At 38.8% G+C, this 13,774-nt stretch carries 12 protein-coding genes; 9 read left to right on the forward strand and 3 right to left on the reverse strand.

The window, feature by feature from the left end:
• Nucleotides 1-19: 19 nt before the first annotated feature.
• On the forward strand, nt 20-1,300 hold the full coding sequence (spoIVB, locus tag AC1DEF_RS02265; RefSeq protein ID WP_097824585.1) for a SpoIVB peptidase: 1,281 nt from the start codon (nt 20-22) through the stop codon (nt 1,298-1,300).
• 227 nt (nt 1,301-1,527) lie between these two features.
• Nucleotides 1,528-2,316 carry a sporulation transcription factor Spo0A gene (spo0A, locus tag AC1DEF_RS02270; RefSeq protein WP_013084985.1) on the forward strand — a complete coding sequence of 263 codons (789 nt, stop codon included), beginning with the start codon at nt 1,528-1,530 and terminating at the stop codon, nt 2,314-2,316.
• A 390-nt stretch (nt 2,317-2,706) separates the two neighbouring features.
• Here spo0A and AC1DEF_RS02275 read toward each other — a convergent pair whose 3' ends face one another.
• Together AC1DEF_RS02275 and AC1DEF_RS02280 are read right to left on the reverse strand one after the other, a co-directional pair.
• On the reverse strand, nt 2,707-4,038 hold the full coding sequence (locus AC1DEF_RS02275) for a peptide MFS transporter (protein WP_013084983.1): 1,332 nt from the start codon (nt 4,036-4,038) through the stop codon (nt 2,707-2,709).
• A gap of 312 nt (nt 4,039-4,350) precedes the next feature.
• Nucleotides 4,351-4,503, reverse strand: a complete 153-nt coding sequence (locus tag AC1DEF_RS02280; RefSeq protein ID WP_013059130.1) for a YycC family protein — start codon at nt 4,501-4,503, stop codon at nt 4,351-4,353.
• Nucleotides 4,504-4,628: 125 nt separating this feature from the next.
• On the opposite strand from AC1DEF_RS02280, the gene AC1DEF_RS02285 reads away from it, so the two are divergent.
• Complete coding sequence (locus tag AC1DEF_RS02285) at nt 4,629-5,357, forward strand: glycerophosphodiester phosphodiesterase (RefSeq protein WP_477727296.1); 729 nt, start codon at nt 4,629-4,631, stop codon at nt 5,355-5,357.
• Nucleotides 5,358-5,369: 12 nt separating this feature from the next.
• Here AC1DEF_RS02285 and AC1DEF_RS02290 read toward each other — a convergent pair whose 3' ends face one another.
• Complete coding sequence (locus AC1DEF_RS02290; RefSeq protein ID WP_013059128.1) at nt 5,370-5,621, reverse strand: DUF2627 domain-containing protein; 252 nt, start codon at nt 5,619-5,621, stop codon at nt 5,370-5,372.
• A 175-nt stretch (nt 5,622-5,796) separates the two neighbouring features.
• On the opposite strand from AC1DEF_RS02290, the gene AC1DEF_RS02295 reads away from it, so the two are divergent.
• From AC1DEF_RS02295 to AC1DEF_RS02320, 6 genes are all read left to right on the forward strand, one after another.
• Nucleotides 5,797-7,866, forward strand: coding sequence for a sigma-54 interaction domain-containing protein (locus AC1DEF_RS02295; protein ID WP_043976261.1), 2,070 nt, complete (start codon nt 5,797-5,799; stop codon nt 7,864-7,866).
• 238 nt (nt 7,867-8,104) lie between these two features.
• Nucleotides 8,105-9,016, forward strand: a complete 912-nt coding sequence (yqiS, locus tag AC1DEF_RS02300) for a phosphate butyryltransferase (protein WP_097824584.1) — start codon at nt 8,105-8,107, stop codon at nt 9,014-9,016.
• Nucleotides 9,017-9,028: 12 nt separating this feature from the next.
• Nucleotides 9,029-10,132, forward strand: coding sequence for a branched-chain amino acid dehydrogenase (gene bcd / locus AC1DEF_RS02305; protein WP_097824583.1), 1,104 nt, complete (start codon nt 9,029-9,031; stop codon nt 10,130-10,132).
• Nucleotides 10,133-10,228: 96 nt separating this feature from the next.
• A complete protein-coding gene (gene buk / locus AC1DEF_RS02310; protein WP_370511583.1) occupies nt 10,229-11,308 on the forward strand; it encodes a butyrate kinase in 1,080 nt (359 codons plus the stop codon).
• Nucleotides 11,309-11,336: 28 nt separating this feature from the next.
• Entirely contained in the window at nt 11,337-12,758 is a 1,422-nt protein-coding gene (gene lpdA / locus AC1DEF_RS02315; protein ID WP_034648963.1) for a dihydrolipoyl dehydrogenase, read from the forward strand.
• Nucleotides 12,759-12,778: 20 nt separating this feature from the next.
• Nucleotides 12,779-13,771 carry a thiamine pyrophosphate-dependent dehydrogenase E1 component subunit alpha gene (locus AC1DEF_RS02320; protein WP_013084976.1) on the forward strand — a complete coding sequence of 331 codons (993 nt, stop codon included), beginning with the start codon at nt 12,779-12,781 and terminating at the stop codon, nt 13,769-13,771.
• Nucleotides 13,772-13,774: the final 3 nt, after the last annotated feature.

The raw sequence follows: 13,774 nt of genomic DNA on the forward strand, positions 1-13,774 counted from the left end.
AAGCGAGGAGAGTGAAAACATGCAAAATCGATACAGACATATAATTGGTGCGATTCTCCTTGTTTCGTTCATTTTTGTAGGATTTATTCCAGTTGTGCAACAATATATATACATTCCAAAACAAATCGTCTTATTTGAACAGCAAAAAGAAAAAATTAATACGACATTACCGCTTAGCGTAGAAGCTTCATCACCTGTTTACGATGTAACAAGTAACAAGGCGAAGCTGACCGTAGCAGGCAAACAAGTAGGCAAGGAAGAGTTGATGCTTCATTTGGCCGGTATTCCTGTAAAGCGTGTAGACGTGCAGGTATTATCTGATTTTAAAGTCATTCCAGGTGGACAATCAATCGGTGTGAAATTAAATTCAAAAGGTGTTCTTGTTGTAGGCTATCATCAAGTAGATACAGCAAAAGGTAAAAGATCTCCTGGCGAAATTGCGGGTATTCAAGTTGGAGATATGATTACGAAGATTAATGGTAAAACCATTGAAAAAATGAGTGATATTACACCGTTTATTCAGCAGGCAGGAAAAACGGGTGAACCATTAAATCTGCATATTTTAAGAGAAAAAAAGCAGTTTGACACTAAGCTATATCCGTTAAAAGATAAGCAAGATTATGCTTACAGAATCGGTTTATATATCCGTGATTCAGCTGCAGGAATTGGCACAATGACTTTTTATGATCCAAAATCTAAAAAATACGGCGCTTTAGGTCATGTTATTTCGGATATGGATACAAAAAAGCCAATCGTAGTAGAAGATGGACAAATTGTCCGTTCGACCGTTACATCAATTGAAAAAGGTTCTAACGGCGTTCCGGGCGAAAAGCTAGCAAGGTTTTCTGAAGATAGACAAATCATTGGAAATATTACACGAAATAGTCCTTTTGGTATTTTTGGAAAATTGTCTTCAACGATGGAAAATGGAATAATGGATAAAGCAATGCCAATTGCCCTATCTCATCAAGTAAAAGAAGGACCGGCTAAAATTCTAACGGTAGTAGATGATGATCAAGTAGAAGAATTTGATATTGAAATTATGAGTACTATACCTCAAAAGTTTCCGGCTACTAAAGGAATGGTTATTAAAATTACAGATCCTAAATTGCTAAAGAAAACAGGTGGAATTGTTCAAGGAATGAGCGGGAGCCCGATTATTCAAAACGGTAAAGTCGTTGGAGCGGTTACCCATGTTTTTGTAAATGATCCTACCTCGGGTTACGGTGTCCATATTGAATGGATGCTTAACGAAGCAGGAATCGATATTTATAAAAATAATCGAAAAAAAGCGAGCTAATGTTGTCATTAGTTCGCTTTTTTTGATAAAAATTATTGTCGTAAATGTAAGAGAAAAACGTCGAAAAACAAAGAAAATAAGAGAAAATCGAATAAATTCCATTTAAAAGACTTTTTTCTAAAAAAATAAAGGAAATAATGTTGCATTGTCGAATTTGTCCTTTAGAATAAAGAATAGAGACACGTAGGAAACGACGTATAACATAAAGGACTGAGGAGGAAGCTGCATTGAAAAAAATTAAAGTATGCTTGGTTGATGATAATCGGGAACTAATTGGTTTGCTTGAAGATTATATTTCAGAGCAAGAAGACATGGAAGTAATCGGAGTAGCTTACAATGGACAAGAGTGTTTATCCATTTTAAAAGATAAAGATCCGGATGTTCTTGTATTAGACATTATTATGCCGCATCTAGATGGATTAGCAGTTTTAGGTCAGTTAAAAGAAATGAAAAAAGAAAATTATCCAAATGTCATTATGCTAACAGCATTTGGGCAAGAAGACGTAACGAAAAAAGCGGTTGATTTAGGAGCTGCTTATTTTATTCTAAAGCCGTTTGATATGGAAAACTTAGTGAATCATATTCGTCAAGTTAGCGGACAAACATCTTCATTTATGCAACGTTCATCTTCTTCCATGCGTTCACATCGCGACAGCAAACCAGCAAATTTAGATGCAAGCATTACGAGCATCATTCACGAAATTGGTGTACCTGCTCATATCAAAGGCTATTTGTATTTGAGAGAAGCCATTTCAATGGTATATAAGGATATTGAGCTGCTTGGGTCGATTACAAAAGTACTGTATCCTGATATTGCAAAAAAATATAATACAACAGCAAGCCGCGTTGAGCGCGCCATTCGTCATGCCATTGAAGTAGCATGGAGCCGAGGAAACATTGATTCCATTTCTTCATTATTCGGGTATACTGTCAGCATGTCAAAAGCGAAGCCGACAAACAGTGAATTTATCGCCATGGTTGCGGATAAATTACGCCTTGAACATAAAGCGAGTTGAAAGGGATAGGACTGCTGGAATTACGAGGTTTTGAGTGAGCTGATACCTTTTGTAATACAGAGTACATGCCGATAAATCTTTGGAATTTACACTAGATAGTAAACTAAAAACCAATAAACTTTTTACTGCAGGGCCGATGAATTTTACTCATTCATTGGTCTTTTTATTTTGTTTTAAGAGGTGAAAATATTGAGGTTAATGGAACGTGCATCTTGTTTTTCTTCATATCCATAGTGGAGTATTTTATTGAAATAATTTATTTAATTGTTATGAGGGTTTTGTGTTTGAAAGAGGATTTAGAAGATGTATTGAAAAATTCATGTCCATATTTTAAATGGGATATAGATAAGTAAATTATAAAAAAGCAGCCTTCAGAAAAGGCTGCTTTTTTTAATCCATTAATTTAGCAATCGGTTTTGAAAGGAACAGAACAATAATTCCAAGTACAATTGTTACAGCTCCGATTAAGCTGAAGATATCGAAATAACCTAAAGACTGTGTATAAGATGCAAGAACACCCGCTAGCTTATTAGCGACAGCAGAGCTTGCCATCCATACGCCCATTAAAAGAGAAGCAAGCTTTAATGGAGCCAGTCTACTTACCATAGACAGCCCTACTGGCGAAATCATAAGCTCAGCTAGCGTGTGTAGGAAGTAAGTGAAAATCATGAACAGGATATTTACTTTTAAAGCTGGGTCATTACCAGTATACATAACGGCTGGAATTAAAATTAAGAATCCTAATCCCACTGTCACAAGTCCCATACCCATTTTTGTTGGCGTTTTGAAATCACCGCGTTTTGAATTTCCGAGCTTGTACCAAACTAGTGACATAATTGGTGCTAAAATCATGATAAACAGCGGATTCAATGATTGGAACCACTCTGTTGGAACCGTGAAACTACCTATTTGACGATTAATTTGATCTTGAGCATATAGCGTTAAAGAACTTCCGGCCTGTTCAAAAGCTGTCCAGAAAGCAATAACAACGAAGGCTAGAATAACGATAGCAACCGTTCTTTTCTTTTCTCGTGCTGACAGCGGAGCAGTTGATGTTTGAGATGCCGCTGCGTGAACTTTTCCTGTAGGCTCTTTCCCAATATCACCTAAGTAGCGATTAGCCAGTAGGTTAAATAAAATTTGTCCAACAACCATTCCGATAGCTGCTGTTAAAAATCCGTATTTGTAACTCATTAATCCAACAACTAACGGTGCGAAAAATGCACCAAAGTTAATACCCATATAAAAAATGGTAAAAGCACCGTCACGGCGAGGATCATTTTCTTCATAGAGATCTCCGACCAATGTGGAGATATTTGGTTTGAAAAATCCGTTTCCGATAATTAATAAAGCAAGTCCGATATACAAAGCGGCTACACTTTGATGAATGAAGATGGAAAAATTCCCGAGTGCCATAATCACACCACCGATAGTGATGGCTAGCCTTCTTCCGAGGAAGCGGTCTGTTAAATATCCGCCAATCATCGGCGTAATGTAAACAGCACTAGTGAATGTTCCATATAAGCTCAGTGCAGTTGCTTTATCTACCCCTAGTCCACCTTGAGCAGCGGTAGCAGTTAAATAAAGAACCAGAATGGCTCTCATTCCATAATAACTAAATCTTTCCCATGCCTCAGTAGCGAATAATAAGTACAGTCCAGGAGGGTGTTTTTTCCTAGACCCATTTGGCTGCTGATTTTCGTGTTGTACAGCTGCTTGCATAATGAAGTCCCCCTAAATTTTTCTCATACTATTTAATTCTTTTGTTTGAATTAATCAAAAAATCAGAATATAAGTACTGGAATAAATATAATGTCTTTTTATTTTAGTAGAAAAACAATAATTTCGTCAATGAAATTATATGGAAAAATCAAAAAATAATTAAATATACACAAAAAAGTATTAAATTACTTATTTAAAAGCATTTTTAAAAATACATTTATATTATTAAATATTCTAATATATGTTATGGGGAATGAAATGAGAAGGTAATACTATTTTTGGAAATGAAAATTTAAAAGAAAAAAGGATCTGTTATTCAGATCCTTTTTTATCTTCGCTCGCATTTAATTCAGCAAGTTTCTGCAGCAAAATATGCTGAGGCATATGCATTAATTGCTCGAGGGGGATATTTAATTGTTCCGCTAATTTTACGGCTGTATCCGGTGAAATTTGCAGTGGTCTCATACACAACAACCTCCTTTTGCATATAAAGTAATGAAAGTAAAAAAAGTATAAACAGTAAATTCGTGCTTTCACTATTAAGTAATGCTAAAGTTAATAATAAGTGATAATAGAGGAGTTGAGCAAGTATGTTTGTAATAGGTCATCGCGGCGCAGCTGGAACGTTTCCTGAAAATACGATGATTTCCTTCAAAGAAGCAGCGAGAGTTGGAGCACACGGAATTGAACTTGATGTGCATATGACAAAGGATGGAGAACTTGCTGTAATTCATGATGAAAAAGTAGATCGAACGACGAATGGAAAAGGGTATGTAAAAGATTTTACGTATCAAGATTTAAAAAAATTAGATGCGAGCTATAAGTTCAAAAAAAAGTATGGAGTATGTAAAATCCCCACGTTAAATGAAGTAATGGAGTGGGCTTCAAGTGAAGGAATTAGCGTAAATATTGAGTTGAAAAACAATATATTTGACTATCCATACTTGGAAATGAAAGTCTTGGATTTAATTTATTTATACAAGATGAAGGATCGAACGATGATTTCATCTTTTAATCATAACAGCTTAGCCCGAATTGGTTCTCTGGATTCTAAGATTGAAACAGCTATTTTATATTCTTATCCGATGTATGAGCCTTGGGTATATGCGCAGCATCTTGGCGCAAAAGCTCTTCACCCTAATCAGCGTACCGTTAATGAAGTAAATGTAGCGGCTTCAAAAGATTGTCAAATTCCAGTGCGACCTTACACAGTAAATGATGTAAAAGTAGCTGAGCAGCTTCGAAAATATGGATGTGAATCCGTTATTACCGATTATCCAGAAAAAATGGTGAAGCAATTTGGAGGACGCTTTTCGTAAAAAAACATCGCATTAATGCGATGTTTTTTTATCTTTTTGAAATCTGTTTTGAACTTTGTTTCGCTTGCGGTCTCTGTGCAGAATAAAGCCAGCAACAAATCCAAGGCCGATTAAAAATAATAGAAGGCCGACTGAAAATTGCAAAAATAAAGAAGGGAACGGGGATTGCAGGATGCCAAAAATCATATCTCTCATAAGTTTAATGCCATAGCCAGCGAGTATACCGGGAATAAGTAAGATTAGCAGTGCGATAATTCGAACCATAACTGCTCCTTTCGCTTCTCTTTTTTAAAATGAATGCGTTTACATTGTGAAACCGTTATACTTGAATCATAAAAGAACTAAATAAATTGTCAAGAGCGTTTCTTTTTTTATATGATAGGTATATGCAATATTTTGCACGGGATATGTACATATTAAGTAGAAAAGGTGAAAAAATATGCAAAATGTGTTGATCGTTGGAGGAGGAAAAGGCGGATTAGCTATTCTGAAAATCTTGTTGGAAACAGAATTTATGAAAGTGATTGGTGTAGTAGACGTACGAGCTAACGCACCGGCTGTTTTGCATGCGCAAGAACAAGATATTTCAACCGGAATGAATTGGGAGCCTTATATGACAAAGCAGCTCGATGTCATTGTTGAAACAACAGGTAAACAAGGTGTCTTTCAACAATTGCAAAGAAGCAAACCCGCTGATGCACTGGTAGTGCCGGGATTGGTTGCTGAAATTATGGCAAATCTGATGGAGGAAAAAGAAGAGTTAATTCAGAGGTTAAAGCAAGAATCGTATAAATATGATCTTATTTTTAACGCAGCTCATGATGCGATGGTAGTGATTGATAGGAATGGATATATTACGCTATTTAATCAAAGTGCTGAGCGTTTGACGAACTTTTCACACAGAGATGTAATTGGTAAGCATCTTCATGAAGTCATTCCAAATAGTAAACTTGTTGATGTTCTTCATACAAAAACGATTGATCAAAATAGTGAATTTGTGTTAGATAGCGGACGGAAGGTAATTACGACTAGAATACCAATACTCGACGAGAATGGAGAGCTGTTTGGGGCCTTTTCGATTTTTAAAGATATTACGGACGTTGTCGGATTGGCAGAAGAAGTTACGAACTTAAAAGAAGTACAAACTATGCTTCAAGCTATTATTCAATCTTCTGAAGAAGCTATTTCGGTTGTCGATGAAGAAGGAAGAGGAATTTTAATTAATCCTGCTTATACAAGAATTACGGGTTTAAAAAAGACGGATATTATTGGTCAGCCCGCGACTGCCGATATCTCTGAAGGAGACAGTATGCACATGAAGGTACTGCAAACAAGGCGTCCTGTCCGAGGTGTAAGAATGAGGCTCGGTCCGAGTAAAAGAGACGTGGTTGTCAATGTTGCCCCCGTTATTGTTGATGGAAAATTAAAAGGCAGCGTTGGTGTTATTCATGATATGTCTGAAATTCAAGAGCTTACAAATGAACTCAAAAGAGCGCGTCAAATTATCAGAACGCTTGAAGCGAAATATTCATTTGCTGATATCATTGGTCAATCTGAAGAGTTTCAGTTAGCAATTGAGCAGGCTAGACTTGCTGCTAAAACACCAGCTACTGTTTTGCTTAGAGGTGAATCTGGGACGGGTAAAGAGCTGTTTGCACATGCGATTCATAATGCGAGCAGCCGAAAGTTTAACAAATTTGTCCGGATTAACTGTGCTGCGCTTTCTGAGTCCTTGCTTGAAAGTGAACTTTTTGGGTACGAAGAAGGAGCTTTTTCCGGGGCAAAAAGAGGGGGGAAACGCGGCGTTTTTGAAGAAGCCAATAACGGTAGCATCTTTTTAGATGAAATCGGGGAGCTCTCAGCTCATATGCAGGCTAAGCTGCTTCGGGTGCTTCAAGAAAAAGAGCTTATTCGCGTTGGAGGAACGACTCCTATTCCGGTGAATGTTCGCGTTATTGCAGCTACGAATGTGAATTTAGAAAAAGGAATGGCTGATGGAAGCATCAGACAGGACTTGTATTATCGGCTAAACAAAATTCCGATTCACATACCTCCTCTTCGGAAGAGAAAAGAGGATATTGGTGCGCTTGTTACACACTTAATTACAAAAATTAATCAAGATTACGGCCGGCATGTTGAAGGAGTAACAGAGCGGGCTTTACAGTCATTAAGATCATACGACTGGCCAGGAAACGTCAGAGAGCTTGAAAACATATTAGGCAGAGCGATTATTTATATGCACTATACAGAAACAATGATTGATTCTGTTCATCTCCCTTCGCTTGAAGGCAAGGGCAAAAAAGAAAAAAATCAGGTGAATGAAGAGGTAATGTTCGAAGGGAAGACTTTGGCGCACATGATGGAAAATTACGAAGCGGAACTTATTCAAAAAGTGCTGCTTGCAAACGAGTATAACCGAACGAAAACAGCAAAACAGCTCAATATTTCCCTGCGTTCTTTGTATTATAAGTTGGAAAAATACAATCTTGCAAATAACAGCATGCAATAAAATGCATGGTGTGCAATTTATTGCATATAAATAGAGAGGTATTCTTTTTTTCTATTTGGTGTTAGAATCAATAAAAAAATTTTTTTGTGCGTAAGAACGGATATAAGCAGCTATATTATGTAATATATGCAGTGGATGGCACAAATCTTGCATGTATTTTAGGTGACTGCATAAACGCGCAGTATGCTCTTTAAAACGGAGCAAAAGAAAGAATGAAAAAGGAGAGGTCGAATATTCCATGACTCTTGCTACCATCTTATCTCGGGTTACTAAGCAGTCTTCTTTGACTGTTGCTGTTGCAGCAGCTGAAGACTTAGAAACAATTGAGGCAGTGTATGAAGCTGTGTCAAGGGAAGTTTCTGAATTTATTTTGTTTGGCAACGAAACGACAATTAATGAATTATTCAGGCAGTACCGCCCATCCTTACTCACTCATAAGGCTGTGACGGTCGTACATACGGAGTCCGTTTTAGAAGCGGCTCAATTGGCTGTGCGTTCAGTTCAGCAAGGTCAAGCTCATATCGTAATGAAAGGGAATTTATCCACATCGCTTATCTTAAAAGCTGTGTTAAATAAAGAGCATGGTTTGCGTACGGGAAATGTTTTATCACATGTAGCTGTATTTGACGTTCCCCACTATGACCGTCCGATTCTTGTAACAGATGCGGCTATGAATATTACGCCGTCTCTGGAAGAGAAAGTTCAAATCATTCAAAATGCGGTGAACGTTGCCCACTCGATTGGGATCGAGATGCCAAAGGTAGCTCCTATTGCAGCGGTTGAAGTTGTGAACTCTTTGATGCCTGCAACAGTAGAGGCTGCCCTTCTTACACAGATGAACCGCAGAGGACAAATTAAAGGCTGCGTGATTGATGGACCTTTAGCACTCGACAATGCCATTAACATAGAAGCAGCCAAGCAAAAAGGCATTCAAAGTGAAGTTGCCGGTCAAGCAGATATATTACTCGTTCCAGCAATTGAAACAGGGAACGTCTTATATAAATCCCTTATTTATTTTGCTAAAGCAAAAGTTGGAGCTATTCTAGCAGGAGCAAAAGCTCCGGTCGTCTTAACATCCAGAGCAGATTCATCAGAAAGTAAATTATACTCACTGGCGCTTGCTATCAGCGTCGCTCAACAGAATTCTTAGGAGGCACTAACAATGAAAATTTTTGATTATATGGAAACATACGATTACGAGCAGTTATTATTTTGCCAAGATAAAGATTCAGGCTTAAAAGCCATTATTGCCATTCACGATACAACAATTGGACCAGCTCTAGGCGGTACAAGAATGTGGACATATGAATCAGAAGAGGCTGCAATTGAAGATGCGCTTCGTCTATCACGCGGAATGACTTATAAAAATGCAGCAGCAGGCTTGAATTTAGGAGGAGGGAAAACGGTTATTATCGGAGATCCTCGCAAAGATAAAAATGAAGCAATGTTCCGTGCATTTGGTCGCTTTATTCAAGGGTTAAATGGTCGATATATCACAGCAGAAGATGTGGGCACAACGGTAGAGGATATGGATATTGTATATGAGGAAACGGATTATGTAACGGGTGTATCTCCTGCTTTTGGTTCATCAGGCAATCCATCACCAGTCACAGCCTACGGCGTATACCGAGGAATTAAAGCAGCAGTAAAAGAAGCATTTGGAACAGATATGCTTGAAGGAAAAGTAGTAGCTGTCCAAGGTGTAGGAAACGTAGCGTATAATTTATGCCGCCACCTTCACGAAGAAGGAGCAAAACTTATTGTAACGGATATTAATAAAGAAGCTGTTCAGCGTGCGGTAGAAGAATTTGGTGCGCAAGCAGTAGACCCGAATGATATTTATGGTGTAGAATGTGATATCTATGCTCCTTGTGCACTCGGAGCAACGATTAACGATGAAACGATCCCTCAAATAAAAGCAAAAGTTATTGCAGGGGCAGCTAATAATCAATTGAAAGAAACGCGTCATGGTGATTTAATTCATGAATTAGGCATTGTATATGCACCCGACTATGTTATTAACGCAGGAGGCGTTATTAACGTAGCTGATGAGCTAGTCGGATATAACCGTGAGCGTGCCCTGAAAAAAGTTGAAGGTATTTATGATAATATTGAAAAGGTAGTTGAAATCTCAAAGCGAGATGGCATTCCAACCTATCTAGCAGCAGATCGCTTAGCTGAAGAAAGAATTGAAAAGCTGCGTCGTTCACGCAGTCAATTTTTACAAAATGGACAGCATATTTTAAGTAGACGTCATACGCGCTAATGTTTGAGCTGAAGGCTAGGCAAAAGGAATAAATGAAATCCTTTCGACCTAGCCTTCGTTTATGAGAATGATAAGGTAGGAGGACATGTGTTGGATATGCACGAATATCGAATGCTGATAATAAATCCGGGTTCAACGTCCACAAAAATTGGCGTATTTCACAACGATAAACCAATTTTTGATCGAACAATCCGCTACGATTCACAGCAAATGAATCAGTTTGAGACGATATATGCACAGTATGAGTTCCGTAAAAACTCGATTTTAGAGGCACTTGATGAAGAAGGGATTAATTTATCTAAATTAAGTGCAGTATGTGGAAGAGGAGGGCTTTTACGCCCGATTGAAGGCGGCACATACGAAGTAAATCAAGCCATGCTCAAAGATTTAAAAGACGGTTATGCCGGCCATCATGCTTCAAATTTAGGCGGGATTTTAGCTTTTGAGATTGCATCTGGATTAAATATACCAGCGTACATTGTTGATCCAGTGGTGGTAGATGAGCTAAGTGACATCGCTCGTATCTCAGGAACTCCTTTTATGGAAAGGAAAAGCATCTTTCACGCGCTGAATCAAAAATCGGTTGCTCGAAAAGTGGCTAAAGAAATGAATAGCACATATGAACAAATGAACGTTATTGTTACCCATATGGGTGGAGGCATTACAGTCGGAGTTCACCAACGCGGAAAAGTAATTGATGTGAACAATGGCCTGCACGGTGACGGTCCTTTTAGTCCAGAGCGCGCTGGCGGTGTACCGGTTGGTGAATTAGTTCGTCTTTGCTTTTCAGGTCAGTATTACCGCGAGGAGATTATGAAAATGCTTGTAGGGAAAGGCGGGCTTGTCGGTTATTTGGGCACATCTGACGTGCAGAAAGTCGAAGCGCTAGTGAAAAATGGAAACGAAAAAGCTAAGCTTATCTACGAAGCAATGGCTTATCAAATTTCGAAGGAAATTGGAGCTGCCAGTACGGTATTGCATGGAAAAGTAGATGCCATTATTTTAACGGGAGGCATTGCTTATTCAAAAGCGTTTGTTGAGCTGATTATTAATCATGTAAAGTGGATTGCAGATGTCATTGTTTATCCTGGAGAAAATGAGCTTCAAGCGCTAGCTGAAGGGGCTCTCCGAGTGCTTACAGGTGAAGAAGAAGTGAAGGAATATAAAGGCGCTTAATAGCGTTTGCAGAAAGGTGTGAAGCAGTGTGGCAAAAGAATATGATTTGGTCATTCTCGGCGGTGGAACCGGAGGGTACGTAGCAGCTATTCGTGCCTCTCAGTTAGGTCTATCGGTAGCGGTTGTAGAAAAAAATAAGTTAGGCGGCACATGCCTGCACGCAGGGTGTATCCCAAGCAAAGCTTTACTAAGAAGTGCAGAAGTCTACCAAACGGCTAAGAAAAGCAGTGAATTTGGCGTAGAAACGTCCAATGTGCTATTGAACTATGCACGTGTACAAGAACGAAAGTCAGAAATTGTTTCACAGTTACATAATGGTGTTAAACAGCTAATGAAAAAAGGTAAAATTGACGTATATGAAGGAATTGGACGTATTTTAGGACCTTCTATTTTTTCTCCTATGCCAGGAACTATCTCTGTCGAATTAAAAAGCGGTGAAGAAAACGAAATGCTTATTCCAAAGAATGTAATTGTCGCAACCGGGTCTCGTCCTAGAACATTACCTGGTCTAACGATTGACGGAGAGAAAGTAATTACTTCAGATGAAGCATTAAAGATGGAAACACTTCCTGCTTCTATTATTATTGTGGGAGGCGGTGTCATTGGAATTGAATGGGCGTCAATGCTCACAGATTTTGATGTTGATGTAACGGTTGTGGAATACAGCGATCGAATTTTACCAACAGAAGATCAAGATATCTCCCGTGAAATGACGAAGCTTTTAAAAGCAAAAGGAGTTAACATTATTACTTCTGCTAAAGTAATGGCTGATACACTGTCTATTGATGGTCAGGTGAAAATTTCCGCTCAAGTAGGAGACGATATGCAAGAATATGAAGCAGAAAAGCTGCTTGTATCTGTAGGGCGTCAAGCGAATGTCGAAGGAATTGGTCTCGAGAATACCGATATTGTAGTAGAAAACGGTGTGATTGCCACAAATGATTTTTATCAAACGAAAGAATCTCATATCTACGCAATTGGAGATGTGATTGGCGGACTGCAGCTTGCACATGTAGCTTCTCACGAAGGAATTGTAGCTGTGGAGCATTTACATGGTGAAAAGCCTTTGAAGATTGATTATACAACAATCTCTAAATGCGTATACAGCAGCCCGGAGGCAGCGAGTGTAGGATTAACAGAACAAGAAGCAAAACAGCAAGGGTTTCAGCTGAAGGTTGGAAAGTTTCCGTTTAAGGCCGTTGGAAAAGCTCTTGTATATGGAGAGGCAGAGGGGTTTGTTAAAATTATTGCTGATGCCGACACAAATGATGTCCTTGGTGTGCATATGATTGGACCTCACGTGACGGATATGATCTCTGAAGCAGGTCTTGCAAAGGTATTGGATGCTACACCATGGGAAATTGCTCATACCATTCATCCTCACCCTAGCCTTTCAGAAGCGATGGGAGAAGCTTCATTAGCTGTAGATGGAAAAGCGATTCATTTTTGATGATTAAAGGAGGTTTAAACATGACAAAAAACCGTCATGAATCATTAGGATTAACTGATGAACAAGTACTTGAAATGTACCGCACTATGCTGCTTGCACGAAAAATTGATGAGCGTATGTGGCTATTAAATCGTGCAGGGAAGGTGCCTTTTGTTATTTCATGTCAAGGTCAGGAAGCCGCTCAAGTTGGCGCAGCTTTTGCCTTAAATAGAGAGAATGATTACATATTACCTTATTACCGCGATCTGGGTGTTGTGCTAGCATTTGGAATGACTGCGCGCGATTTAATGCTTTCTGGGTTTGCTAAAGCAGAAGATCCAAACTCAGGAGGTCGTCAAATGCCAGGTCACTTTGGCCATAAGGAAAAGCGAATTGTAACAGGATCTTCTCCAGTTACAACACAGGTGCCTCATGCAGTAGGAATCGCTTTAGCAGGACGACTGGAGAAAAAAGACTTAGTAACGTTTGTGACGTTTGGAGAAGGATCTTCTAACCAAGGAGATTTCCATGAAGGCGCGAACTTTGCAGGTGTTCATAAGCTTCCTGTTATCTTTATGTGTGAAAATAACAAGTATGCGATTTCTGTTCCGGTTGAAAAGCAGCTAGGATGCGCAAAAGTATCTGATCGTGCAATTGGATATGGTATGCCAGGCTACACAATTGATGGAAACGATGTCCTTGAAGTATACCGAGTGGTAAAAGAAGCAAGAGATCGTGCATCCAGAGGAGAAGGACCTACTCTTATTGAAACTGTTTCAGAGCGTTTGACTGCCCATTCAAGTGATGACGATGATCGTGCATATCGCGGAGCAGAAGAATTGTCTGAAGCTAAAAAGAGCGATCCGCTTGCGTACTTTGCGACTTATTTAAAAGAGGTTAACGTGTTAACCGATGAACGAGAAAAACAAATGCTTGATGATATTATGAACATCGTTAATGATGCAACAGATTATGCTGAAAACGCTCCTTATGCAGAAGCGGAATCGGCTTTAAAATACGTGTACGGTGAGTAAGGA

The sequence above is a fragment of the Priestia sp. 10L35 genome, assembly GCF_056395685.1.

Bases quoted from the DNA above. Each gene is read 5' to 3' on its own strand.
- spoIVB (WP_097824585.1), top strand. From the start codon at position 20: ATGCAAAATCGATACAGACATATAATTGGTGCGATTCTCCTTGTTTCG.
- AC1DEF_RS02275 (WP_013084983.1), bottom strand. From the start codon at position 4,038: ATGCAAGCAGCTGTACAACACGAAAATCAGCAGCCAAATGGGTCTAGG.
- AC1DEF_RS02280 (WP_013059130.1), bottom strand. From the start codon at position 4,503: ATGAGACCACTGCAAATTTCACCGGATACAGCCGTAAAATTAGCGGAA.
- AC1DEF_RS02285 (WP_477727296.1), top strand. From the start codon at position 4,629: ATGTTTGTAATAGGTCATCGCGGCGCAGCTGGAACGTTTCCTGAAAAT.
- AC1DEF_RS02290 (WP_013059128.1), bottom strand. From the start codon at position 5,621: ATGGTTCGAATTATCGCACTGCTAATCTTACTTATTCCCGGTATACTC.
- AC1DEF_RS02295 (WP_043976261.1), top strand. From the start codon at position 5,797: ATGCAAAATGTGTTGATCGTTGGAGGAGGAAAAGGCGGATTAGCTATT.
- yqiS (WP_097824584.1), top strand. From the start codon at position 8,105: ATGACTCTTGCTACCATCTTATCTCGGGTTACTAAGCAGTCTTCTTTG.
- bcd (WP_097824583.1), top strand. From the start codon at position 9,029: ATGAAAATTTTTGATTATATGGAAACATACGATTACGAGCAGTTATTA.
- buk (WP_370511583.1), top strand. From the start codon at position 10,229: ATGCACGAATATCGAATGCTGATAATAAATCCGGGTTCAACGTCCACA.
- AC1DEF_RS02320 (WP_013084976.1), top strand. From the start codon at position 12,779: ATGACAAAAAACCGTCATGAATCATTAGGATTAACTGATGAACAAGTA.